This is a genomic window from Pseudovibrio sp. Ad13 (assembly GCF_001623225.1).
GTDB lineage: Bacteria > Pseudomonadota > Alphaproteobacteria > Rhizobiales > Stappiaceae > Pseudovibrio.
This window is the reverse complement of the sequence record NZ_LMCC01000005.1, coordinates 318,424-341,824: the sequence shown is the minus strand read 5'-3', so window position 1 is coordinate 341,824 and position 23,401 is coordinate 318,424. Positions and strand designations below refer to the sequence as shown.

23 protein-coding genes and 1 riboswitch are annotated in these 23,401 nt (G+C 52.5%); of the genes, 7 read left to right on the top strand and 16 right to left on the bottom strand.

What is annotated here, in order from left to right; genetic code table 11:
• Positions 1 to 67: 67 nt before the first annotated feature.
• The 5 genes from gcvPB to PsAD13_RS08345 form a co-directional block, all read right to left on the bottom strand.
• The gene (gcvPB, locus tag PsAD13_RS08365; RefSeq protein ID WP_063317850.1) at positions 68 to 1,657 is read right to left on the bottom strand and encodes an aminomethyl-transferring glycine dehydrogenase subunit GcvPB; all 1,590 of its coding nucleotides are present in this window, start codon (positions 1,655 to 1,657) and stop codon (positions 68 to 70) included.
• On the bottom strand, positions 1,654 to 3,003 hold the full coding sequence (gene gcvPA / locus PsAD13_RS08360) for an aminomethyl-transferring glycine dehydrogenase subunit GcvPA (RefSeq protein WP_063317849.1): 1,350 nt from the start codon (positions 3,001 to 3,003) through the stop codon (positions 1,654 to 1,656). Before gcvPA ends, gcvPB begins: the two co-directional genes overlap by 4 nt.
• A gap of 167 nt (positions 3,004 to 3,170) precedes the next feature.
• A complete protein-coding gene (gcvH, locus tag PsAD13_RS08355; protein ID WP_057462902.1) occupies positions 3,171 to 3,542 on the bottom strand; it encodes a glycine cleavage system protein GcvH in 372 nt (123 codons plus the stop codon).
• 69 nt (positions 3,543 to 3,611) lie between these two features.
• Positions 3,612 to 4,754 carry a glycine cleavage system aminomethyltransferase GcvT gene (gene gcvT, locus PsAD13_RS08350; RefSeq protein ID WP_063317848.1) on the bottom strand — a complete coding sequence of 381 codons (1,143 nt, stop codon included), beginning with the start codon at positions 4,752 to 4,754 and terminating at the stop codon, positions 3,612 to 3,614.
• A gap of 199 nt (positions 4,755 to 4,953) precedes the next feature.
• A riboswitch (glycine riboswitch) is annotated at positions 4,954 to 5,048 on the bottom strand.
• A gap of 120 nt (positions 5,049 to 5,168) precedes the next feature.
• Complete coding sequence (locus tag PsAD13_RS08345) at positions 5,169 to 5,756, bottom strand: hypothetical protein (protein ID WP_063317966.1); 588 nt, start codon at positions 5,754 to 5,756, stop codon at positions 5,169 to 5,171.
• A 153-nt stretch (positions 5,757 to 5,909) separates the two neighbouring features.
• Between PsAD13_RS08345 and ispH the strand changes: the two genes are divergently transcribed.
• The 5 genes from ispH to PsAD13_RS27255 all read left to right on the top strand — a co-directional run bounded on the left by ispH (position 5,910) and on the right by PsAD13_RS27255 (position 9,880).
• On the top strand, positions 5,910 to 6,962 hold the full coding sequence (gene ispH / locus PsAD13_RS08340) for a 4-hydroxy-3-methylbut-2-enyl diphosphate reductase (RefSeq protein WP_063287217.1): 1,053 nt from the start codon (positions 5,910 to 5,912) through the stop codon (positions 6,960 to 6,962).
• 2 nt (positions 6,963 to 6,964) lie between these two features.
• Positions 6,965 to 7,930, top strand: a complete 966-nt coding sequence (locus PsAD13_RS08335; protein ID WP_063317847.1) for a homoserine kinase — start codon at positions 6,965 to 6,967, stop codon at positions 7,928 to 7,930.
• A complete protein-coding gene (gene rnhA / locus PsAD13_RS08330; RefSeq protein ID WP_057462906.1) occupies positions 7,927 to 8,379 on the top strand; it encodes a ribonuclease HI in 453 nt (150 codons plus the stop codon). Before PsAD13_RS08335 ends, rnhA begins: the two co-directional genes overlap by 4 nt.
• A 23-nt stretch (positions 8,380 to 8,402) precedes the next feature.
• On the top strand, positions 8,403 to 9,332 hold the full coding sequence (locus PsAD13_RS08325) for a YegS/Rv2252/BmrU family lipid kinase (RefSeq protein WP_063287215.1): 930 nt from the start codon (positions 8,403 to 8,405) through the stop codon (positions 9,330 to 9,332).
• 263 nt (positions 9,333 to 9,595) lie between these two features.
• Entirely contained in the window at positions 9,596 to 9,880 is a 285-nt protein-coding gene (locus tag PsAD13_RS27255; protein ID WP_082830975.1) for a PilZ domain-containing protein, read from the top strand.
• A gap of 23 nt (positions 9,881 to 9,903) precedes the next feature.
• Here PsAD13_RS27255 and PsAD13_RS08315 read toward each other — a convergent pair whose 3' ends face one another.
• From PsAD13_RS08315 to PsAD13_RS08290, 6 genes are all read right to left on the bottom strand, one after another.
• Entirely contained in the window at positions 9,904 to 10,962 is a 1,059-nt protein-coding gene (locus PsAD13_RS08315) for a D-alanyl-D-alanine carboxypeptidase family protein (RefSeq protein ID WP_063317845.1), read from the bottom strand.
• 199 nt (positions 10,963 to 11,161) lie between these two features.
• A complete protein-coding gene (locus tag PsAD13_RS08310) occupies positions 11,162 to 14,050 on the bottom strand; it encodes an EAL domain-containing protein (RefSeq protein ID WP_063287212.1) in 2,889 nt (962 codons plus the stop codon).
• A gap of 102 nt (positions 14,051 to 14,152) precedes the next feature.
• Positions 14,153 to 14,800, bottom strand: coding sequence for a GNAT family protein (locus PsAD13_RS08305; RefSeq protein ID WP_063287211.1), 648 nt, complete (start codon positions 14,798 to 14,800; stop codon positions 14,153 to 14,155).
• A gap of 64 nt (positions 14,801 to 14,864) precedes the next feature.
• The gene (locus tag PsAD13_RS08300) at positions 14,865 to 16,136 is read right to left on the bottom strand and encodes a pitrilysin family protein (protein ID WP_063293739.1); all 1,272 of its coding nucleotides are present in this window, start codon (positions 16,134 to 16,136) and stop codon (positions 14,865 to 14,867) included.
• The gene (gene thrC, locus PsAD13_RS08295; RefSeq protein WP_063317844.1) at positions 16,136 to 17,542 is read right to left on the bottom strand and encodes a threonine synthase; all 1,407 of its coding nucleotides are present in this window, start codon (positions 17,540 to 17,542) and stop codon (positions 16,136 to 16,138) included. The genes PsAD13_RS08300 and thrC overlap by 1 nt, the downstream gene beginning before the upstream one ends.
• Positions 17,543 to 17,732: 190 nt before the next feature.
• Positions 17,733 to 18,326 (bottom strand): YqgE/AlgH family protein, encoded by a 594-nt coding sequence (locus PsAD13_RS08290; RefSeq protein ID WP_063293737.1) that lies wholly within the window; start codon positions 18,324 to 18,326, stop codon positions 17,733 to 17,735.
• Between the two features lie 192 nt (positions 18,327 to 18,518).
• On the opposite strand from PsAD13_RS08290, the gene PsAD13_RS08285 reads away from it, so the two are divergent.
• The gene (locus PsAD13_RS08285) at positions 18,519 to 19,376 is read left to right on the top strand and encodes a protein-disulfide reductase DsbD domain-containing protein (RefSeq protein ID WP_063317843.1); all 858 of its coding nucleotides are present in this window, start codon (positions 18,519 to 18,521) and stop codon (positions 19,374 to 19,376) included.
• A gap of 140 nt (positions 19,377 to 19,516) precedes the next feature.
• The gene (locus PsAD13_RS08280) at positions 19,517 to 20,002 is read left to right on the top strand and encodes a peroxiredoxin (protein WP_057462915.1); all 486 of its coding nucleotides are present in this window, start codon (positions 19,517 to 19,519) and stop codon (positions 20,000 to 20,002) included.
• Between the two features lie 52 nt (positions 20,003 to 20,054).
• Here PsAD13_RS08280 and PsAD13_RS08275 read toward each other — a convergent pair whose 3' ends face one another.
• From PsAD13_RS08275 to PsAD13_RS27760, 5 genes are all read right to left on the bottom strand, one after another.
• Positions 20,055 to 21,143, bottom strand: a complete 1,089-nt coding sequence (locus PsAD13_RS08275; protein ID WP_063317842.1) for an SURF1 family protein — start codon at positions 21,141 to 21,143, stop codon at positions 20,055 to 20,057.
• Entirely contained in the window at positions 21,133 to 21,528 is a 396-nt protein-coding gene (locus tag PsAD13_RS08270; RefSeq protein WP_208986496.1) for a DUF983 domain-containing protein, read from the bottom strand. Before PsAD13_RS08270 ends, PsAD13_RS08275 begins: the two co-directional genes overlap by 11 nt.
• 143 nt (positions 21,529 to 21,671) lie before the next feature.
• On the bottom strand, positions 21,672 to 22,550 hold the full coding sequence (locus PsAD13_RS08265; protein ID WP_063293734.1) for a cytochrome c oxidase subunit 3: 879 nt from the start codon (positions 22,548 to 22,550) through the stop codon (positions 21,672 to 21,674).
• 58 nt (positions 22,551 to 22,608) lie between these two features.
• Positions 22,609 to 23,232, bottom strand: a complete 624-nt coding sequence (locus tag PsAD13_RS08260; RefSeq protein WP_063287205.1) for a cytochrome c oxidase assembly protein — start codon at positions 23,230 to 23,232, stop codon at positions 22,609 to 22,611.
• Positions 23,233 to 23,241: 9 nt separating this feature from the next.
• Positions 23,242 to 23,397 (bottom strand): hypothetical protein, encoded by a 156-nt coding sequence (locus tag PsAD13_RS27760; RefSeq protein WP_193757736.1) that lies wholly within the window; start codon positions 23,395 to 23,397, stop codon positions 23,242 to 23,244.
• Positions 23,398 to 23,401: the final 4 nt, after the last annotated feature.

Below are 23,401 nucleotides of genomic sequence, written 5' to 3'. Positions count from 1 at the left end.
CCGCACAGAAAAAAGCCCGGCGTCTTTTTCAAGAGCCGGGCTATAAGTTTTTACAGAAGGCTCGTTGTTACGCGAGTTCTGGTTCCACCTTGGTTGGTTCTGGAGCCACCCATTTTAGGATTGGTTTACGCGCAGCCGCTGTTTCATCCAGACGACGGCGCGGAGCCAGGAACGGAGCACCTTCGAAGCGGTCTTTTTCGCCTGCTTTTGCACTCATCACCAGATCGCGCATGGTTGCGACGAACAGGTCCAGAGAAGCGCGGCTTTCGCTTTCGGTTGGTTCGATCAACATTGCACCACTTACGACCAGTGGGAAGTACATGGTCATTGGGTGGTAGCCTTCGTCGATCATCGCTTTTGCGAAGTCGAGTGTGGAAACACCAGTGTCATTCAGGAAGCTGTCATCAAACAGAACTTCGTGCATGCATGGCTTTACACCGAATGGCAGGGTCATCAGGTCCTGCAGGCCAACGCGGACGTAGTTGGCGTTCAACACAGCATCTTCAGATGCCTGCTTGAGGCCATCAGAGCCGTGAGACTGCATGTAAGACAGCGCGCGTACATACATGCCCATCTGACCGAAGAATGCGGTCATACGGCCAAATGGCTGTTCACCGTCCTTCAACTGATCGGTTGTCTCAACAATTTCCAGCTCATCGCCATTTTTGCGGATGAATGGAAGCGGTGCGTATGGTGCCAGACGATCAGACAGAACAACCGGACCAGAACCTGGGCCACCACCGCCGTGCGGTGTGGAGAAGGTTTTGTGCAAGTTGATGTGCATGGCGTCGATGCCAAGATCACCCGGTTTTGCCTTACCAACAATCGCGTTGAAGTTTGCGCCATCGCAGTAGAAGTAGCCACCAGCTTCATGGATTGCATTTGCAATCTCAATCACTTCTGGCTCAAACAGACCACAGGTGTTCGGGTTGGTGAGCATAAGCGCTGCCACCTGACCTGCGTGGGCTTCGATCTTTTCGATCACAGCTTCCACGGCCACTGTGCCGTCTTCACGTGCCGGGATGGACACAACCTTGTAGCCAACCAGTGCAGCGGTTGCCGGGTTGGTGCCGTGAGCACTTTCGGGAACCAGAACGATGGAGCGTTCTTCACCTTTGGCTGCAATTGCGTGCTTGATAGACATCATACCGCACTGCTCACCGTGAGCACCAGCTTTCGGGCTCATGGCCACAGCGTTGGTACCGGTAAGTTCCATCAGCCAGTCAGCCAGCTCAGAGATCAGCTCGAAAGCACCCGGAACTGTGGAAATTGGCTGCAGTGGGTGAATGTCAGCAAAGCCCGGCAGACGCGCCATCTTCTCATTAAGACGCGGGTTATGCTTCATGGTGCAGGAACCCAGTGGGTACAGGCCTGAATCAATCGCATAGTTGTTGCGGGACATGCGGACGTAGTGGCGCATGGTTTCTGGCTCGGACAGAGCTGGAAGCTCTGCCGGCTCAGAACGCATGTGGTTGCCGAGGCGTGGAACGAAGTCCATTGGCTCGTCAAGGTCTACACCACAGTTGTCCATGTGGCCGATCTCAAAGATGAGCGGCTCTTCCATGTCCAATGCTTTGTTGCCCGTAAAGGTCTGGTGCGGCATTGGGGGGCCAGCTTCACCAGCACGTGTTGGACGTCCCTGATGGTTCATAGTCATGCCAGCACCTCCTTCAGAGCCTGCGCGTAGGCTGCACGGTCCTCATCGGTGTTCACTTCTGTGCTTGCAACAACGATCAGGTTGTCGATATCACCACCGGATTTGTCCAGACGGCAAACAGGAACACCGCCCAAAACGCCCTTTGCAGCAAGAGCTTCAATCACGTCATGTGCATTCTTTGGCGTGCGAATTGTGAACTCGTTGAAGTACGCGGAGTTCAGCACTTCAACACCCTCAACCGCAGAAAGAGCATTTGCCAGTGCAACTGCGCTCATGTGGTTGATGCGGGCAAGGCGTGCGAGGCCTTTGCCGCCCAACAAGGTCATGTGGATGGTGAACGCCAAGGAACACAGACCGGAGTTGGTGCAGATGTTGGAGGTCGCTTTGTCACGACGGATGTGCTGCTCACGGGTGGAGAGGGTCAACACGAAACCGCGCTTGCCTTCTGCATCCGTTGTTTCACCACAAACACGACCCGGCATATTGCGGATGTACTTCTGGCGGGTTGCAAACAGACCAACGTAAGGGCCACCGAAGGTGAGCGGGTTACCGATGGACTGGCCTTCGCCAACCACGATGTCCGCGCCCTGAGCACCTGGGCTTTCCAGAAGGCCGAGGGAAACAACTTCAGTGAACACTGCGATCAACAGAGCTTTGTGCTTGTGCGCTTTTTCTGCAATCGGCTTCAGATCGATCAGCTGACCGTAGAAGGACGGAGACTGAACCACCACACAGGAGGTTTCGTCGTCGATCTGTGCCAGAATATCTTCTGTACCAGTTGGGTCTGCCGGGAGGGCCGCAACAGATGCACCAGGCAGTTTTGCAGAAACACCTTCGACCACTTCGCGGTACTGCGGATGCAGGCCACCGGAAAGAACCGCTTTTTTCTTGCGGGTTACACGGTGCGCCATCAACACAGCTTCAGCTGTGCCGGTAGATCCATCGTACATGGACGCGTTGGCGACTTCCATTCCGGTCAGGTTTGCCACCTGTGTCTGGAACTCGAAGAGTGCCTGAAGCGTGCCCTGTGTGATTTCTGGCTGATACGGGGTGTAGCTTGTCAGAAATTCAGAACGCTGGATCAGATGATCAACCGTTGCTGGCACGTGGTGTTTGTACGCCCCTGCCCCAACGAAGAACGGTAGAGATCCGGCACTGACATTCTTGTTCGCCATTGCGCTGAGCTGGCGCTCAACTTGCATTTCGGTCTTGCGACGCGGCAAGGTTGTCAGTTCTTCAAGGCGAACGGCCTCTGGGATATCGGCAAACAGCTCATCGATTGAGTCTACGCCGATACGCGCCAGCATGTCGGCGCGGTCGTTGTCTGAAAGCGGAAGATACCGCATGTTCTCTCTCCATCAGATTGTCTGATGCACATTGCAGCAAAAGCGAACAGGGCTTCTGCCATTTCCTGCCATGCGGCTGTCGTGCATGGCAGGTGATGAACGGCTTTTGGCTTATTGCGTATTCTTATTCCGAAAACCGGTCGGGTTTTTCGGGAGTACGCTTTGCCTTAAAGCGTTTCTACAAATGCTTTGTAGTCAGCTTCGCTCATCAGGGCTTCTAGCTGTGCAGCATTCCCGAGCTTCATTTTGAAGAACCATGCAGCGCCTTCTGGGTCTTCATTCACTTTTGCAGGCTCATCAACGAGCAGTTCGTTGCCTTCAACGATCTCACCATCGAGCGGCGCATATACTTCAGATGCAGCTTTCACGGATTCCACAACAGCAACTTCATCGTCCTGATCGACGGTTTTGCCGTTTTCTGGCAGCTCGACGAACACAACATCGCCCAGCTGGCTCTGTGCGAACTCAGTGATACCGACGGTTACTACGTCTCCCTCAACCTTCAGCCACTCGTGGTCTTTTGTGAAATATGTGCTCATTTAAGCGTTCCCTACACTGTCGTTTGTCGATTGAAATGTGATTGGGGCAGCCCGCTGCCCTCACCGGAATTATTTTGGTTTGCGGTAGTAGCGCTGCGCTACAAACGGCATCTCAGCAACCTTGGCAGGAAGCGCGCGGCCACGGACCACAAGCTCTAATTCTGTGCCAATTTCTGCCAGATTGGACGGGACATAGCCCATCGCAACTGGTGCGCCGAGAGTTGGCCCATAACCGCCAGATGTGACGCGGCCAATAATTTCTTCTGTACCCGGGACGCGGATTTCCGCGCCTTCACGTGCTGGTGCACGGCCTTCAAGCAGCAAGCCTATACGGAGATTTTCGGTGCCTTCAGCCAGCTGTTTCAGCACACGTTCACCACCTGGGAAATCACCTGCTTCTTTGCGGCGCTTCTGCATGCAGAAGGTGATATTGCCTTCAACAGGTGTGGTGTTTTCGTCGATGTCGTGACCATAAAGGCAAAGACCTGCTTCAAGACGCAGGCTGTCACGAGCGCCAAGCCCGATGGATTCAACGCGCTCATCTGCGAGCAGCGCTTTTGCAACTGCTTCAGCAGCGCCAGCCGGAATGGAAATCTCATAGCCATCTTCGCCAGTGTACCCTGAGCGGGAGGCGATAACGGAGATGCCGTCAAATTCCAGAGGACGCGCTTCCATGAAGCCCATTTCTGCAGCTTCTGGTGCGTGCAGCGCCATCACTTCAGCAGCTTTTGGACCTTGGATTGCGATCAATGCGCGATCTTCAACGATCTCAAGCTTTACGTTTTCTGGAAGGGCTGCTGCGATAATTTTATAGTCGTTGTCTTTACATGCAGCATTTACGACGAGCATGAGGCGACCATCATCTTCGCTCGCCAGAGGGCGAGAGACCATGAGGTCATCAATGATGCAGCCGTTGTCGTTGAGCAGAACGGTGTAACGCTGTTTGCCCGGCTTCAGTTCCTTCATGTTGGAAGGAACAAGTGTTTCCAGAGCAGCAGCAGTGGTTGCGTGATCTGGGCCTACGAGCCAAGCCTGCCCCATGTGAGACACATCAAAGAGGCCTGCGCTTTCACGTGTGAAGAGATGTTCTTTCATCACGCCAAGCGGGAACTGCACTGGCATATCATAACCAGCGAACGGCACCATTTTAGCGCCAAGCTCTACATGAAGATCGAAAAGCGGTGTTTTTAGCAGGTCTGCAGCTTCAGCCATATGGTCCCCTCAGACAGTGGCGTACACATCAACGACCATTCCAAAGTCGCGGAATGATCGAGTACGCCCCCTCTGTCTCGAGAACCTGAGAGATTTCCCACGCTGGCAGCTACAAAAACCAGAATGGTTACTCCTTCGGTGAGAGCCTTAACATGCGATCCAGCAGGATTGCGTGCTCGGCACTGCTTTCCAGAGTGTTGCTTACTGTGCGGTCCTTTTGCCTGAGAGTTTCCGGGGCGGTTGCTCCTTCGGCGATAACCCAATGGGTGGCTTATTCTCTCCCGCACAGCTCTATCACGCGCCAGCCCTCCTCAGACCGGCGAATGTATTCCCCCTGAATGACTGCAACGTGTCATTCAAGAAGGCTGGCGCGACACTATGACGCCAAGCTGTAATCACTTACTAACCTATTTTTTACTTTTCGTCGAATCCAAAGACAACATTTTGTCCCGGTTCATTCGGAAGGATAATATTTTCTTCCACAAATGCCCATGTTGCAGACGGCGATCCGGCCCCTAAAGTGACAGGAACGCTGAAGAGTTTGGAGTAGATTGTTTTTTCTCCGCCATCCACACCTTGTGTGACTGCTACACGCACAGGAAGCAAAATTTCGCCGCCTTTCCAGGTTGGACCGGGTGTAATGTTGCCAGCGATGCCTAATTTCATCGCGGAATTCTGACCGGACTTTTTACAAGTACGCGCCCAATCCCTGATGATGGCCTGATAGCTCAGATTCTCAGGCGTCTTTTCTTTTCCGCGCGGGTACACCGTCAGGATGGTTGTTCCTGAAAGCTCCTGCAAAGCGGGGCATAAGGCTGGCGCCTGAAGAACGGACAGATCAAAGGTCTTCTCAGTTGCAGGCGGGTTTGCAGAGGATGCTTCCAGCTCGTTGTCCGATGACATAAAGCTACCGCAACCTGCCAGTGAAGCACCAAGTGCTGCCAGAAGAATTGCCCGGCCTGTGTTTTTGAGCAGTGATTTTGCCAATAAATTGCCCACCATACGAATCCCAAATTTACCTGCAGTTTTTGTTTCTATATCAGCCACAAACGCAAATGGCGAGATACATCAGGCACCTGAAACACAGTAGAGGAAGCTGACAGGCTGAATATTGGAGAAAATCAGCCCTTGATGCCCGATTAAAAACTCTTTTTCTTGACAGAGGCAGTCAACATCCTTCAATTGCTCAAAGTCAAAACTCAGGAATACATCATGCAGGTTACGCCGACCACAAAGGCACCGATCAAAATTCTTCTTTGCGCTCCACGTGGCTTTTGTGCCGGTGTTGATCGCGCGATCCAGATCGTCGACCTCGCTCTCGAGAAATACGGTGCCCCTGTTTATGTGCGCCACGAGATCGTTCACAATAAGTATGTGGTTGAATCTCTGCGCAACAAAGGTGCTGTTTTTGTTGAGGAATTAGATGAGATCCCGGTAGACGACCGTCCCGTTATTTTTTCTGCGCACGGTGTGCCGAAATCTGTGCCAGAGGCTGCGCGACTGCGTAATCTGTTCTTCCTTGATGCCACCTGTCCGCTGGTTTCCAAGGTGCACAAAGAAGCTATTTTGCATGACAGGCGTGAGCGCGAAATTCTGCTGATCGGTCATAAAGGCCATCCGGAAGTTGTTGGCACCATGGGTCAGCTGCCGCGTGGACGTGTTTCTCTTATTGAGACAGCAGAGGATGCCCGCCAGTTTAAACCGAAGACCGACCGGCAATTGGCGTGGATTTCTCAGACGACTCTTTCTGTTGATGACACAGAAGAGATTGTCAAAATTCTTGAAGAACGCTTCCCGACCATTGCGAAGCCTCACAAGGATGACATCTGTTACGCAACAACCAATCGCCAGCATGCTGTGAAGGAAATTGCACCTAAGTGCGATGCGATGATTGTTGTTGGTGCACCAAACTCCTCCAACTCCAAGCGCCTACGCGAAGTTGGTGAGAGAGCAGGTTGTGACAAGGCTTTCCTCATTCAGCGAGCCTCCGAGATCTTCTGGGATGATTTTGAAGGTGCGAAAACAATCGGTATCACCGCCGGTGCGTCTGCCCCTGAAATCCTTGTTGAAGAAATTGTTGAATCCTTCCGTGAGCATTATGATGTGACACTGGAAACCGTTACAACTGCTGAAGAAGACATTTCATTCAATCTACCGAAAGAGTTACGGACCGCTGCCGCGCCTAGCGGAACAAGTCCGGCTGAATAGTTATGGCTGTATATACCGATGTTTCCGATGAAGAGCTGGGCGCTTTCATCGACCGTTTCAACATTGGCAATTTGCTCTCTTACAAGGGCATTGCTGAAGGTGTCGAGAACTCCAACTATCTGGTTCATACGGAGACGGGTTATTACATCCTGACGCTCTACGAAAAACGCGTTAATCCTGATGATTTGCCGTTTTTTCTGGGGCTGATGCAGCATCTTGCCAATAATGGCCTGAACTGCCCTACTCCGCTTATTGACCGTGATGGTCAGATGCTTGGCGAGCTTGCGGGACGTCCTGCGGCCATGGTTACATTCCTTGATGGTATGTGGGTTCGTAAGCCTCAACTGGTGCATTGTGCAGAGCTGGGCAAAGGCATGGCGCGGATGCATCTGGCAGGCGCTGACTTTGAGATCAAACGACCAAACTCTCTGAGTGTTGATGGTTGGGCACCTTTACTGGATGCCAGCCGCGAGCGTGCGCATGAAGTGAAGGTTGGCCTTGCAGAAGAGCTGACTGCAGAACTGGATGAGCTACAGGCACTGTGGCCGAAAGAACTGCCAAACGGTGTTATTCATGCTGACCTATTCCCGGACAATGTGTTTTATCTGGGCAAAGAACTTTCCGGTCTGATCGACTTCTACTTTGCTTGTAATGATGCCTTCGCCTATGACGTGGCGATCTGCATCAATGCCTGGTGCTTTGAGCCGGATGGCATGTTCAACGTCACGAAAGCGCGGGCATTGCTGGAAGGTTATCGCAGTGTGCGCCCGTTCAGCGAGCTTGAATTCGACAACCTGCCTTTGTTGTGTCGTGGTGCAGCGCTGCGCTTCCTGCTGACCCGTCTTTACGACTGGCTGTCGGTGCCGGAAGGTGCGCTTGTTGTTCCGAAAGATCCACTTGAATACCTGCACAAACTCAGGTTCCATCGTAGCGTATCCAATGCGAGTGCATACGGGCTGGATAAATGACCGATACCAAACGTGTTGAGACATGGACTGATGGAGCTTGCTCCGGCAACCCGGGACCTGGCGGCTGGGGCGTGCTGCTGCGCTTTGGCGAGCATGAAAAAGAATTATGCGGCGGCGAGCCTGATACGACCAACAATCGCATGGAGTTGATGGCAGCCATTCAGGCTCTTGATTCCCTGAAGCGCTCTTGTGCCGTCGATCTTTATACCGACAGTTCCTATGTGAAAAACGGCATTACGCAGTGGATGCATAACTGGAAGCGCAAGGGCTGGCGGACTGCTTCCAACTCACCCGTTAAGAACGCTGATCTATGGCAACTGCTTGATACGGCAGCACAACGGCACGATGTTGCATGGCACTGGATCAAAGGTCATGCCGGGCACGAAGAAAACGAACGTGCTGATGAGCTTGCCCGCAAGGGTATGAAACCCTTTCAGAAATCCAAGTAAGTCGGGAAGGCAAGGTCAGGTTTATGGAAAACCAGCTTCCCCACTCTCGGCCGGAAGAGGCGAAAAAGAAATCACGCAAAGCCAAGCGTGTGCTTATTCTTGCCAATCCGACTGCGACATCTTTCCGTTTTCAAAACATCACAGAGATTGTGCAGTGCCTTGAAGACGCCGGGATGAAGGTGGAGCTGAAACTCACCAGCCGTGCAAGCGAGATTGCTGAGACTTGCACGGACCCTGACCTAAGCACGGATATTCTGGCTGTTGCTGGTGGGGATGCCTCTGTGAGTGAGGCTGCTTCTGCTTTGTTGGGGCGCGGAATGAAACCGCATCTGGCGATTATTCCGTTGGGCACCGCAAATGTGCTTGCTCATGAGCTGGGTGTACCGAGTACGCCGCAAGAGATTGCCAAGACGATCATCGCAGGCAAGACGAAGAAACTGCACAATGGTTTTGCCAATGGACGCCCGTTCTTCCTATCCACGTCAACCGGCTTTGATGCAGAAGTGGTGCATGTTGTACCACTACGTCTGAAGCGACGTTACGGTCGGTTTGCTTATCTCTTCATTGCCGCCCAACTGGCATTTTCGCGCCGCAAAGGCAGCTTTAAAGTGCGGGCAGACGATGAAGAGCTGCAGTGCGCTATGGCCTTGATCACCAATGGCCGCTACTACGCTGGTAAACACCTCGTGGTGCCTGATGCGTCCATTCTGGAGAAGAAACTGCATCTACTGGTCTTTAAAGAGGACGGGGTGTGGGCGCTCTTCAAATACGCATGCCGCTTACTTACTGGCAGCGTCGCAAAATCCCGTAATGTTGAGTGCAAGGCAATCAGAACTGCCCGCATAGATGCCTATCGCGCAGCGGCAGTGCAAATCGACGGAGAGCCATTTGGCGGCACACCGCTTGAGGTTTCTGTTGGCGACTGTGAATTGACGATTATTTCTGGAAAATAGAACAGCCCTTCCCTTTCACAATCCACTTGATGGTTACAGCCTCAAATTTACGTAGTGCTTCCCGCAGGTTACAGTCAACCTGTACGCTCAACATATTTAGAGCCGAATTTTCTCATTTTCCTTCATGATATGAATAGCTTAGGCTGAGACGATAGGCCGCTCGCACGTTAACATCTGCGCAATATATAATTGATAATGCGTATATCAGTTTTCCAAACTAATGATTCTAGTTATCGTATATTGATGTAAGGGCCGGCGGTCTCATGATACCTCGTCCGAAACTTTTAGAAATAGAAAACCGGGACTACAAACGGCATGCCTGTCATTGGCCCGCTGTTCTGCTTACGGATAATTTCAACCGATCCTGCGTGATTGAAGACATCAGCAACGGTGGTTGTCGGCTGCTGATCAATACCGGAAAGCTCGTGTCCGGTGACACGGTGAAAATTCAGGTGCCAGCCCGCAAACTTTCCTTCAGCGGCAAGGTCGTCTGGCTGCATTGCGAAGAAGCCGGTATCAAATTCACTTCCAAGCCTGCCAAACTCTGACATGTGGCAGGCATCGCTGCCGGTTACTTCGGCTTTGGATAGGGTAGCGGCCCGCCAAAACCCACAGCAGCCTTCCAAGTGCGGATGCTATGGCTTTTGTGCTTCACCGCCGCCTTCAGGTAACTCTTGTTTCTGCCGATCCCCATCGGATAGCGCTTGTTTTGCTGCGCCTCATAGGCTGCACTTTGGCTGCTACACACCCGTTTACGCATATTTTCGGGCTGACGTTGGAGGTCGTTTGCAATTTCATTCAGCTGCAGACCATTGGGGGGCAGTTCACCAGTCATTGCCTCAGTCAGGAGTTTAGCTGCTCTTTCGCTGCGCTCCCGCCCCGTCGTCGCGCCAAGAACGACAGCCATAAAGCGTTGCCCACCACGATCTGTAAGTGCAACGATATTACGGCCAGATGAACAGACAAAACCTGTCTTCATGCCAACTGTGCCCGGCAGTCGTGTCAGCAACTCATTGTAAGATTTGATTTCGGCACCATCAATGAGCACTTTTGATGTGGCGAACACGTCCCGGTATTGAGGGAAGCGCAGATAAACTTCGCTCGCCAAAATGGCCAGATCACGTGCGGATGTTTGCTGAGCGGGTTCGAACAAGCCGTTGGCGTTAACAAAATGGCTTGCGGTCATTCCAAGACGTTGCGCGGTGGCATTCATGCGCTGAGCGAATGCATCTTCACTCCCCGCAACACTTTCAGCCAGTGCCACTGCGACATCATTGGCTGATCCAACGAGCACTGCATAAAGCGCATCCTGCAGTGTCATAATACTTCCAACCTTCAGGCCGGACTTCAATGAGTCCTGCCTCATCGCCCAAGGCGACATCACCACTGACGTTTCAAGGTCGACTTCTCTGTTGGCAAGAGCCTCAAAGGTTACGAGTGCGGTCATCAACTTGGTTGTTGAAGCGGGATACCATGGATTGCCGGCATCCTCAGCGTACAGGACTTTTTGAGTGTCGAGGTTCAACACCAGCGATGGCGTGGCACTTGCCGGTGTTAGGGTACTGGATGTAACCAGAAACAAGCCCAAAGCGACGTGTAATTTTCGACACGCATTACCAAAACAAAACATGCAGCTAATAATCTCAGATAGGGAAAAGAGAGCCCGAACAGATGCTCTTAGAAAATTGCCTCGAGTATGTCACCGCAGGAGTTATTCAGTGGAAACTTAGCGGAGATAGATCAATTTTTCTCCAGCACCGCTGCAAAGGCCACATGGCTACAATTTTCCATTGCATCCATGCAGAGCCTTTCTAACTTACCTGCTCGTATCAGCTTTGGTTGTTGCGGCCCTGCTGGGCGAACTGCTCTTTGAGCATGCGGCCTGCTTCAGCAGCACGCATTGGCTGGCCAAAGTGGAAGCCCTGCACGTATTCGCAGCCAAGCTGGAACAGCTCCAGTGCATCTGACTCAGTCTCAGCGCCTTCCGCAACCACTTCCATACCAAGGTCATGCCCCAGCGCTACGATGGTACGCAGGATGACCGGACGAGCGCTTTGGCCGTTAGGTCGGACGAAGGACTGATCGATCTTGATGGTGTCGAACTGGAAGCGCTGGAGGTAGCTCAGGGATGAATAGCCTGTACCGAAATCATCCAGAGACAGACCAGCCCCCAGACCTTTCAGACGTTCAAGAACCTGCACGGAGAATTCCGGATTCTGCATGACCAGAGATTCAGTCAGCTCCAGTTTCAAAGAGCCCGGTGTCAGCGCTGTGCGTGCCAGAACTGCTTTCACATCGTTAATGAGGTCCGGCTTCAACAGCTGGCGAGAAGAGATGTTGACGGAGACAAACAGCGGTAGTGCATGTTTGAACTCGCGCTGCCATTGTGCAAGCTGACGAGCGCCTTTCTCCATCACACGCAGGCCAAGCTCGTTGATCAGGCCGCTTTGTTCAGCAACCGGAATGAACTCGGATGGTGGGATCAGGCCGCGGCTTGGATGTTCCCAGCGCGCCAATGCTTCGAAGCCCGCTGTCGTCTTGTCAGACAGACGAACGATTGGCTGGAAGAAAACCTTGATCTCGTCTTTTTCAAGGGCAGAACGTAGATCATTGTCCAACGCGAGCGTGTTGCTTGCCACTGGCTTCAGCGTTGGGCGGAAGATCTCAATGCGATCACCGCCGAGGCGTTTGGCGTGGTTGAGTGCAATCTCCGCGTCGCGCATCAGGTCAGTAGCCTTTTCAGGCCCGCCATCAAAGATGGAGGCGCCGATGGATGCTGTCAGGAACACTTCCTGATCACCGAAGGTGACTGGTGTGCGCAGAGATTTGCGTAGCTCATCTGCAAAGGACGCGATGCGTGTTGCGTCCTGCTCGGAGATCATCAGCACTGCGAAGGTATCTGCTGAAATGCGAGACAGAGAGTCCTGCGGTTTGATCAGACGAGAGAGACGGCGTGCAGCGGTGAGCAGCATGGAATCGCCAGCTGTCTGACCTATGCTGTCGTTGACTTGCTTGAAGCGGTCGAGATCAATCAGGATAACAGTCGGGTTGCCATTGCCTTCTGCTCTGGAACGAGCGAGCGCAGCAACAAGGCGGTCCATAAACAGTTCGCGGTTTGGCAGGCCGGTCAGGTTGTCGTGCACGGCATCGTGCATCAAACGCTCTTCAGCGGTTTTCTGAGAGGTGATGTCGAGCAGCGTACCAACGCAGCGGATCACTTCACCATCAGAGCCGAGCACTGGACGGGCACGCATTTTGAACCAGCGATAATGACCATCTTCGCCACGGAGGCGGAACGCCTGATTAACGCGGCCACGGCGGTGGTCAATCACAGCGTCCAATGTGCCACGGAACAGGTCGCGATCTTGCGGGTGCAGAATTTCGAGCCAGAGGCGGGCTGGCCCATCCAGAAGACCTGGCTTGATGCCCAGAGCTTCTTCCAGCCCACCGCTGGTGTGGATTTTGTCGCGGTCGACGTCCCAGTCCCAGATGATGTCGCCGGAGCCTGTCAGAGCCAGAGCCCGGCGTTCGACATCGCTCATCACACTGTGGGAGAGACCAGACCCCGCAAAGGCGTGCTGCATGACGGTAAAACCGAGCAGCAGAACGAAGAGAACAAGACCACCTGCCAGCGCTGGCTGCACCAGATCACTTTGCAACATGCCTGTCGTTGCCATCCACGCAGCGAACAGCCATGCGAGGAACAAGAACCATGTCGGCAGCAGCATAATCGCGCGTTCGAACCCGCGAACGGTGAGCATCAGGATGACACCGAAGCCAGCGATTGCCACACCACCCATCAGAATACGAGAGATGCCTGCAGCAATGGTTGGATCCCAAAGCGCCAAGCCAAACAAGCTGAGCACAGTGATGAACAAGCCGATTGCAAGGTGCGTATAATGGATGTGCCAGCGGCTGAGGCCGAGATAGGCGTAAAGGAAGACCACAAGCGCGGCTGTGAGACTGATTTCCGCCACCGCTCGATAGAGCTGATCATCCCCCAGCGTTCGCCCGAAGACGAGATTCCAAAAGCCGAAGTCGATACATAAATAAACAAGAACAGCCCACGCCAGAGCTGCAGTTGCCGGGAAGAGAACAGTTCCCTTCACCACAAACAAGATAGTGAGGAACAGCGCCAAGAGGCCAGCAATACCAAGTACGATACCGCGGTAAAGCGTGTAAGCGTTGATGTTGTCTTTGTAAGCTTCTGGCTTCCAGAGGCGGAGTTCCGGTAGGCTTGGGGTGTTGACCTCCGCGATGAAGGTCACATTCGCACCCGGATCTAGCGTGATACGGTAAATATCTGCTTCTGTGCTGCGCTCGCGAATTGGTGGGATGCCCTGACTAGGCGTCAGAGATACGATGCGGCGCTGACCAAGGTCCGGCACCAATACACCGCCGCCAGTCATCTTGTAGTAAGGTGCAACAAGCAGGCGGTCGATCTGCTCCTCCCCCGGATTGGAGAGCGCGAACACAGCCCAAGAGCTGGCAGTATCGTCAATGGAACGCACTTCGATGCGTCTGACGATGCCATCTGAGTCTGGAGCGGTGGAAACCTGAATGCTTTTGCTGGTGTTGGGATAGATATCGACAGAGCTGGTCAGATCGAGCGCATCAACGTCCTTGGGGACGACAATCGCCTCCAAAGCCAAGGCTTGTGACGCAACCACAATGAGCAGGAGAGCGCTTAACAGAACAGCCTGAATAACGTTCTGCATGCGCTGACAATAAGTCCCTGACACCGGCTTCTCCACGATAACGAAAAATTAACTGAATTCCTTGCCAAGATCATTACATCGTCAAGGCGCCAGTTTCATGGTTCAAGCATGTGTTACAGGCAATTTATCCCCATCTGCCTCTGATTGTGGCAGGACTTTGGCTGGTATAGGCGCAGAATCCCGGATTTTGCCAAACAAAATATGGTCTTGCCACATTCCGTTTATGAATAAATACGAGGGTGCAAAGCCCAGTTCAGAGAATCCAACCTTCATTAAGAGCGCTCTGGAGACCTCATTTGAAGGCAAGCAGGCTGCTTCGATGCGGTGCAAGTGTAAATCATTGAAGCAGAAACAACAGACGCGCTGAACGGCCTCTTTCATAAAGCCATTGCCGGCAAAGGAAGCTCCCATCCAGTACCCAAGCGAGGTTGCCTGTGCGACACCACGACGGACGTTGGAAAGGTTCAAACCACCTATCAACTCGTCGGTATCCCGGTTGAACAGAAAAAACGGGTAGTGAGAGCCTTCGCGGATGTTGCGATTGTAACGCCGGATGCGTTTTCGGAAGGCAGCTTTTGTCAGATCATCTGCCGGCCACGTGGGTTCCCACGGCTGCAGGAAGGCTCTGCTTTGAGCTCGCAGATCAGACCACTGCGCGAAATCCGCCATGGATGGCGCACGTAAATACAGTCGGCCTGTGGTCAACGTCGCAAGAGATTGGGGAGATGTGCTTGTTTTGAAAAATGACACAGCTTCTCTCCCCTCTTAATCAGAGCTCCATTATGCAAAAAGCATTACCTGAATTGCAATAGGCTTATGCTTTGATCCCTGCCAAACGCTCTTTTAGCTCAGCATAATTTAGCATAGGCGCCTTTGGTCCAACCTTCACATATGTAGGGTTGTCAGAGGCAAACAGCCTTTCTGCCAAGATCTGCACACGGTCAGCGGACACAACATTGAGGCGGCGTTCCAGTTCTTCCAGCGCGACGGGATGACCGTAGATCATCACCTGACGGGCGATCTGGCCTGCACGTGCTGCTGGGCTTTCCAATGCCATCAGCAATCCGGATCGCAGCTGCGCTTTGGCGCGGGACACTTCCTTTTCAGTCACGCCCTTGGCAATTTCTTTCAGCTGTTCCACCAGCACTTCGGTCAGTTCTGCGGCATCTTCCGGTCCGGTTGCGGCATGAACACCAAAGAAGCCGGTATCCGCGAACGCCCAATGGAACGCGTAGACAGAATAGCATAGACCGCGCTTTTCGCGCACTTCCTGGAAGAGGCGCGATGACATGCCGCCGCCGAGGATCGAGGCAAGCACCTGCACAGCATAGTAGTCTTCATGTTCGTATGGCAGGCCTTCGAAACCAAGGATGACCTGCAATTCCTGCAGTTCACGCTCAATGGAGCCTTCACCGCCGACATACTGCGCTACATAGTCTTCATCCGGCGCTGCGTTCGACAGCTTTGAGAAGCTGGCTTCAGCCAATTCTACGAGCGCTTCATGATCGACTGCACCAGCAGCAGCAAGCACCATATCGGATGCTGTGTACTTGCGCGCGACATACTGACGGATGGCATCCGCAGAAAAGCCGGTGACAGTTTCAGGCGTACCAAGAATTGGACGACCGAGTGGCTGGTCCGGCCATGCGGTTTCCAGAAGCACATCAAATACCTGATCATCAGGCATGTCTTGTGCTGCGCCAATTTCTTGAAGGATTACGTGCTTTTCGCGAGCAAGCTCTTCAGGGTCAATGATGGAATCCTGAAGGATGTCGGAGAGAATATCCAAACCCAAAGGTGCATCATCTGCCAAGGTGCGCACATAGTAATTTGTATGCTCAACACTTGTGGAGGCATTCATCTCGCCGCCAACGGCTTCGATTTCCTCTGCAATTTCGCGGGCATTGCGCTTGCTGGTGCCCTTGAATGCCATGTGCTCCAGAAGGTGGGTGATGCCGTTTTCATGCTCGCCTTCAGAGCGAGATCCAGCTTTCACCCATACCCCAAGAGCTGTTGTCTTGAGGTATTCCATTTGATCAGTAACTACAGTCAGGCCATTTTCTAATTTTGTTAGTTTGACCGCCATTAAACGCCTGCTTTCACGGCACGTGCATTGCCTTCAACGAATTTCGCAATTTCCTGCGCATCTGCTGGCAGAACGGAAAACTTCTCTTCACGTTCCATCAGGTCAGCAAGATGAGCTGGCAGGTCAGGATGAATACCTGATGCACTTTCCACTGCCGCTGGGAATTTTGCCGGGTGTGCTGTCGACAGCACGATCATCGGGGTAACACCATCATTGTGCTCTTTGGAAACATGAATTGCGACCGCAGTGTGCGGGTCAAGCAGATAACCACTTTCCTTAAGAGTATCAGTGATGGTCTGAGCTGTTTCTTCTTCGCTTGCGCGGCCTGCTGAGAACTTCTCTTTGATAAAACCTAGGGCTTTTTCCGAGAGAGTGAAGCCACCGGACTGTTTGAGACTGTCCATCTGAGCTTTAACAGTTGCACTGTCTTCGCCATTTGCAGCAAACAGCAGACGCTCGAAGTTGGACGACACCTGAATGTCCATGGACGGTGCGGTGGTCGCCACAACACCGCGCATTTCATAGCGGCCTGTGTCCAGAGTACGGGCCAGAATATCGTTGGTGTTGGTCGCGATCACCAGCTTCTCAATTGGCAGCCCCATCTGAGCTGCCACATAGCCTGCAAACACGTCACCAAAGTTGCCAGTCGGCACTGTGAAGGACACTTTGCGATGTGGAGCACCCAGAGACACTGCAGAGGTGAAGTAATACACCACCTGAGCCACAATGCGTGCCCAGTTGATGGAGTTTACACCAGACAGGCCCACGCGCTCGCGGAAGGAGAAGTCATTGAAGAGGTCTTTCAGGATGCCCTGACAATCATCAAAGTTGCCTTTGACTGCGAGGGCATGAATATTGTCTTCCTTGGAGGTGGTCATCTGGCGCTGTTGAACAGGAGAGACACGCCCTTCAGGGAACAGAATGAAGACATCTGTGCGCTCGCGGCCACGGAATGCTTCAATTGCAGCACCGCCCGTGTCGCCTGAAGTGGCGCCAACGATGGTGGCGCGGGCACCTTTTTGAGTGAGCACATAATCCATCAATCGGCCGAGCAGCTGCATTGCAACATCTTTGAACGCTAGGGTCGGGCCGTGGAAGAGTTCCAGTACGTAGGTGTTGGGAGCAGTTTGGACGAGCGGCGTGACAGCCTTATGCGAGAAACTGGCATAGGCTTCGTCGATCATTTTTTTCAGGTCGTCATGCGGAATGGAGTCGCCAACGAATGGGGCGATGACCTTGAGAGCGACTTCGCTGTAAGGCTTTCCAGCAAATCCTGAAATTTCCTCAGTAGATAATTGCGGGAACTCTTTTGGTAGATACAAACCGCCGTCGCGTGCCAACCCCGTGAGCAGCACCTCAGAAAAGTTGAGTTCTGGTGCATCGCCGCGCGTACTTACATATCTCACCGTTACATCCCTTCTCGCTCAACCTGAATCAGGGCATTTTAGTGCCATACCCCATTGGTATTTCTCAGGTTTTTAGCTGGAATCTGTAATTAGATTCCCAAAACTGTCGCATTTGCGTTTCAAGTGCGCACAGGGAAATAGCAGAAATTGTAGGAAGTTGCACGGCGAAATCTCGTTTAGGCACGTAAGATCATGCGTGGCCAATGTCGCTGGACAACATCCCGGGATCAATACCAAGAATATCAAGCGCGTTGTGCCACTTCTGATCGCCCTCTCCCTCAAAGATCAATGAGGGATCTGTTTGACACGTCAGCCAACCATTTGCCTGTAACTCCGTTTCAAGCTGTCCGGGTGCCCAGCCAGCATAACCCAATGCCAACAATGACTTCTTAGGGCCTTTGCCTGCTGCGATGGCGCGCAAAACTTCGACCGTTGCGGTTAGGACAACGCCGTCTTCAATCTTGAGGCTCGTCTCCTCCAGAAAATAGTCGTCTGAATGAAGGACAAAACCGCGACCGGCATCAACTGGCCCGCCGCGATAGACTTTGCGTTCAGAAATATCGATTGCCAGCGGATCATCATTTTCGTCTTCGACGATATTCAGTTGACCCAAAAGTTGCCCAAATGTGATGTTAGGGGCCGGCTGATTGAGCACAATCCCCATCGCTCCCTCTTCGGAGTGAGCACACACGTAGATGACGGAATGGGCAAAACGGCCATCCTCCATAGTGGGCATGGCAATGAGATATTGTCCGTCAATGTAACCCGGTTTTTCACCAGACATGTTGGGGGCGCTCTCCTCATGCTTCAAACGGATTGCCTCAGTTCAGTGTAGAGGCAATTATATTATAGGTACTCACGGATTTTTCCGGTGATCAATGATCAGTGGAAAAAAGGTGAGATTGTTCACGGATCATTGATTGTCTGAGAGGCAATCTTAATGGGAATTTGAAAAGGGACCGTTTAAATAGACTCTATGATTTCTAGATTCTTCAAATCGACCCTCATCGCTGCTGCGGTGCTCTCCGCCTCTGTTTCAAGCGCCTTGTCATCAAGTGTGTCTGAATGGGTTATTGTTCAAGGCGGTGCAGTTCGCCTTTTACGTGCGAGCGAGCCTAACACCGATGGCCTCTATCGCGGCGGGATTGAATTTCGCCTTGAAGAAGGCTGGCACACATACTGGAGATATCCAGGTGAAGCCGGTATTCCGACAGAAGCTAGCTTTGTTAATTCAGTCAATATAGCTAGCGCGGAGCTGATGTTCCCTGCGCCGAAGGCTTACTCTGACGGATTTTCCACATCTCTGATCTATTCAGACAAGGTGGTGCTGCCTTTGCTAATTAAGCGCATGGATGACGGACGCCCGGCCATTTTGAATGCAAATCTGACCTTTGGCATCTGCAAAGACATTTGTATCCCAGGACAAGCCGAGGTCTCTCTCGTCTTTCCTGCGGCCACGATGAAAGATGATGTTGCTGACAAACTGGTCAATGATGCCTTTGCGCAAGTTCCAATCACGCAAGGCGACATGCCGAGCTTGTTTCCAGAGATAAAAATCACAGGAGAAGGCAAGGACCGCACTGTAAACATCAGCGCGAAAGTCTCCTCCAAGGACAAATCGCCGGAGCTCTTCATTGAAGGGCCTGTAGGTTCTTATCATGGAGTGCCCAAGCTGGCCTCTGTGAAAAAAGGTAGGGCGCACTGGACTATGTCCTATATTGGACTGCCAGAAGATGTGAGCGACATTGAGCTCCGCCTTACACTGGTGACCAAGGATGGTGCTTTTGAGGAAACGCAAAGTGTTTCAGTTCCTCAGGCCAGCGCTTCGAAATAAGCTTGTTTACGGGCTTTAGTTGTATTTGCGAAATAGATAGCTCGCAGCTACAACTGAAGCCCGTTTCTTTTTAGATGCAGACCTCTGATTGAGATGTCTGTTATGTTGTGATCAGCAAAAGCAAATTGGGGGAACTTTCCATGGTCATTCAAGTAGGCGAAAAACTGCCAAGCGTTACATTCAAAACCATGAGTGCAGACGGGCCAGTGGATGCGACCAGTGAAGAGCTGTTTGCCGGCAAAACCGTAGTTCTGTTCGCAGTTCCTGGCGCTTTCACGCCAACCTGCCACCTGAACCACCTGCCGGGTTTCATCGACAATGCAGAAGCTATCAAGGCAAAAGGCGTTGAAACAATTGCTGTTGTTTCCGTGAACGACGCGTTTGTCATGGGGGCCTGGGCCCGTGACACGCGCGCTGATGACAAGATCCTCTTCCTCGCTGATGGCAGCGCTGATTTCACCAAGGCAGTTGGCCTTGAGCTTGACGCAAGCGCCTTTGGAATGGGCATCCGATCCAAGCGCTATTCCATGATCGTGAAAGATGGTGTGCTGGCTTCTCTGAATATTGAAGAAGCTCCGGGAGAAGCAACGATCTCCTCTGCTGAGAACATTCTTTCTCAGCTATAAAGCAAGTTGTCCAAGAACGTTTAAGGGGAGCCATGCTCCCCTTTTTTGTAGTCTATCGCTGAAATTTATTTCGCTTGCGCCGTGCCGCGTCAGATATCATGCGGAAGCGATCAGCCTTCCGTTTTTCCTCTTCCGCATCAAAATCATCGTCGTCTTCATCATCATCATCATCTTCATTCTCAGAAGAGACCTTGCCTCGATCCAGCCATGCCTTGATCAGGAAGGCAAAGTAGACGCCGACCAGAGTGAGCGCCAGACCTGCCCATGTGAAGGCATACTGCAGGTGATTGTTCGAGAACGTCATACGGGTCTCACCTGCTTGCGGCAGATCACCAGCAACGCTCACGGTCTCCTGAAGGTCAATCGTGTAGGGCGCGGTCTGGTCCGGCAGCAATCCCATAGCTTCAGCCATCGCCTTTGGCTCGCGCACATACCACACATTGGTCTTCTGGTTTGGTTCTGCGGAGAACATGCTCGCCACCTCGGCTCTGCGAGCAAGGCCGGTGATGGTTATTTGCCCACGCGGTGGAGCGGAGCCCAAACGTGTGCTGAACTCTTTGCGATCAATTGGAACAAAGCCGCGGTTGACCAAAACGTTCCAGCCGTCATTCGTGATGAAGGGTGCGTAGACAAAATACCCCTGCCCGCCCAGTGGGCCTTTCGGCTTGGTCAGGGTATCAAAGTAGTACAGCTCGCCGATAATAAACTGGCCGGACAGCTCAACAGGCATATAGTCAATTTCATCACTCGACATATCCTCCCAGGTTGCCGGGCCGGGCGCAGCAACAGCAGGTTCAGTCGCCCGCACTTCAGCGCGCGCAATCAACGCCACCTTTTCATCCAGACGATTGAACTGCCACAAGCTCAGATTGGCAAGAATAGCTAGCCCAACTGCAGCACACAGGTGCAAGATCCAGTAGCGCTTGAGAAATGCAACTAACCCAGGCTTTGCGACTGCTTCCTCAGCATCAGTGTCGTCATGTTCCATTTGATCATCTGTCACGGTGTTATCTTTGTTTTTTCTCGTGTTGCGATGAGTGTGTTCAGGAACCGGCTCAGGTTCCTCATGCCAGGCGACATCGTTTTTTCGCGCAGGCTTTGAATCAGATGAAGCATCGCCAATCTCCCTTTCAGCGATCATCAAGCTTTCCTTCCGCTGCATTGTTCTTGTACTGCAATGCAATCAACAGGCCTTTGAGTATGCGCAGAAGTGTCACACTCAACACCACAGTCACGGGTGCCCAGATAATCAAATGCAGCCAGAGTGGAGGTTCGTACGCAAACTCAACGAACAAAACACCACCAACAAGAATAAATCCCAGAATGAGAATGACAAAGACTGCAGGTCCGTCTCCAGAATCTGCAAAGTCATAGGAAAGACCGCATCTGGAACAGGACACACGCAGGTTTAGCAGGCCCTGAAACAATGGCCCTTCCCCGCACTGTGGACATTTTCCGCGAAAACCAGCTGAAAATGGATTGGCAGGAAGGCCAAGATAAGCCTTTGTCTTCTTCCTCTCACTCATGCGAAGCCTCGGATACACAGGTGACTTTGAACGCTGGCAAGGCACCTAGGTCATATACATATAGAAAAGGCGGCTTGCGCCGCCCTTATCTTTTTTCATTTTTCGTCTGAATTCCAGACCCACTCTTGGCTAATGCCGCGAGCTTAGCCGCCCCAGATGTAAACGGATGCAAACAGGAACAGCCAAACCACATCCACAAAGTGCCAGTACCAGGCTGCTGCCTCGAAGCCGAAGTGCTTGGTGGTGGAGAAGTGGCCTGCCAGTGCACGGAACAAACACACAGCGAGGAAGATGGTGCCCACGATCACGTGGAAGCCATGGAACCCTGTCGCCATGAAGAAGGTTGCGCCATAGATGTTCTCGGAGAAGCCGAAGGCTGCATGAGAGTATTCGTAGGCCTGACAGATGGTGAAGATCACACCCAGAACGACAGTCGCGATCAGACCCCATTTCAGGCCATCACGGTCCCCATGAACCAGCGCGTGGTGTGCCCAGGTTACTGTTGTACCAGACAGAAGCAAGATCAATGTGTTCAACAGCGGCAGGTGCCACGGATCGAAGGTTTCGATGCCTTGTGGCGGCCAAACACCACCAGTGTGCTCTACACGGCCAAACTGCGCGGCTTCACCCGCGAACAGGGATGCATCAAAGAAGGCCCAGAACCATGCAACGAAGAACATAACTTCGGACAGGATGAACAGCAGCATGCCGTAGCGCAGGTGCAAGGATACAACGCGTGTATGGTGCCCTTCGCGAGATTCCTTAACCGTGTCACGCCACCACATAAACATGGTGTAAAGAACGATACCAAGACCAATTGCAAACAGGCCCCAACCGTTCAGCGTAAAGCCAACGGTTGTTTCGCCATCAGCGTTGCTCAGAAATGAGAAGCTTACGCCGCCCTCACTCATGCGCATGAATACAATCGCGCCGATTGCCATAACCAGCGCCCCAACTGACCCAACAAATGGCCATGGGCTTGGCTCGATAATGTGATAATCGTGGTTTTTAACACCAGCCATATCTTTCTCCCCATTTCAAAAAAGGTCGCTTCTGCAAAAGGCAGATCCGTCTCGCAACCTAAAGCTTGTCAGTGGCCGCGTCGCTTGGAGAAGCCACTGCAGCTGTTTCTTCCTCGCCGTCTTTCGGCAATTCAAAGAATGTGTAGGACAAGGTGATTTCCTTGATATTCTTCAGGCTCTCGTCCTTGTCCAGTTCCGGATCGATGAAAAACACGACCGGCATATCGATCGATTCTCCTGCTTCAAGCGGTTGCTCGGTAAAGCAGAAGCAATCAATTTTGTTGAAGTAGCCCCCGACTTCGAAAGGCGCCACGTTAAACGTGGAAGTCCCGGTAGAAACCTGCTGCGCGAGGCTTTGGGCCTCGTACATGATCTCGGTCATCTGACCCAGCTTCACACGGACTTTCTTTTGTTTTGGTTTGAAATCCCAATCCAGACCCGGAGCGACGTTGGCGTCAAAGCTCACGATGATCTCACGATCAAGGATCGTATCGGATGCCTCTTCTGCTCGCTGTGTGGTGCCGCCATAGCCCGTCACTTGACAGAAGAGCTGATAAAGCGGGACAGCTGCAAAGGACAAACCAACCATTCCAAAGAACACGCCCCCGCAAATCACAGCGACGGTAGCGTTGCTGCGGTTTACTTTGGCTTGTTCTGCTGTTTTTGGTTTTTGATCAGTCATTTGCGTCTCTTACAGTGGACGATCCATGATGCCCGGACCGAGCTTCACGATGGTGATCACATAAAACATAGCAACAAGAACGCCGAGTGTGACTGCAAGAGCCACTGAACGTCCGCGGCGGGTCTTGACTTGCTCTTCAGAAAGAACTGCTTTTTGCTTGCTCATTTTC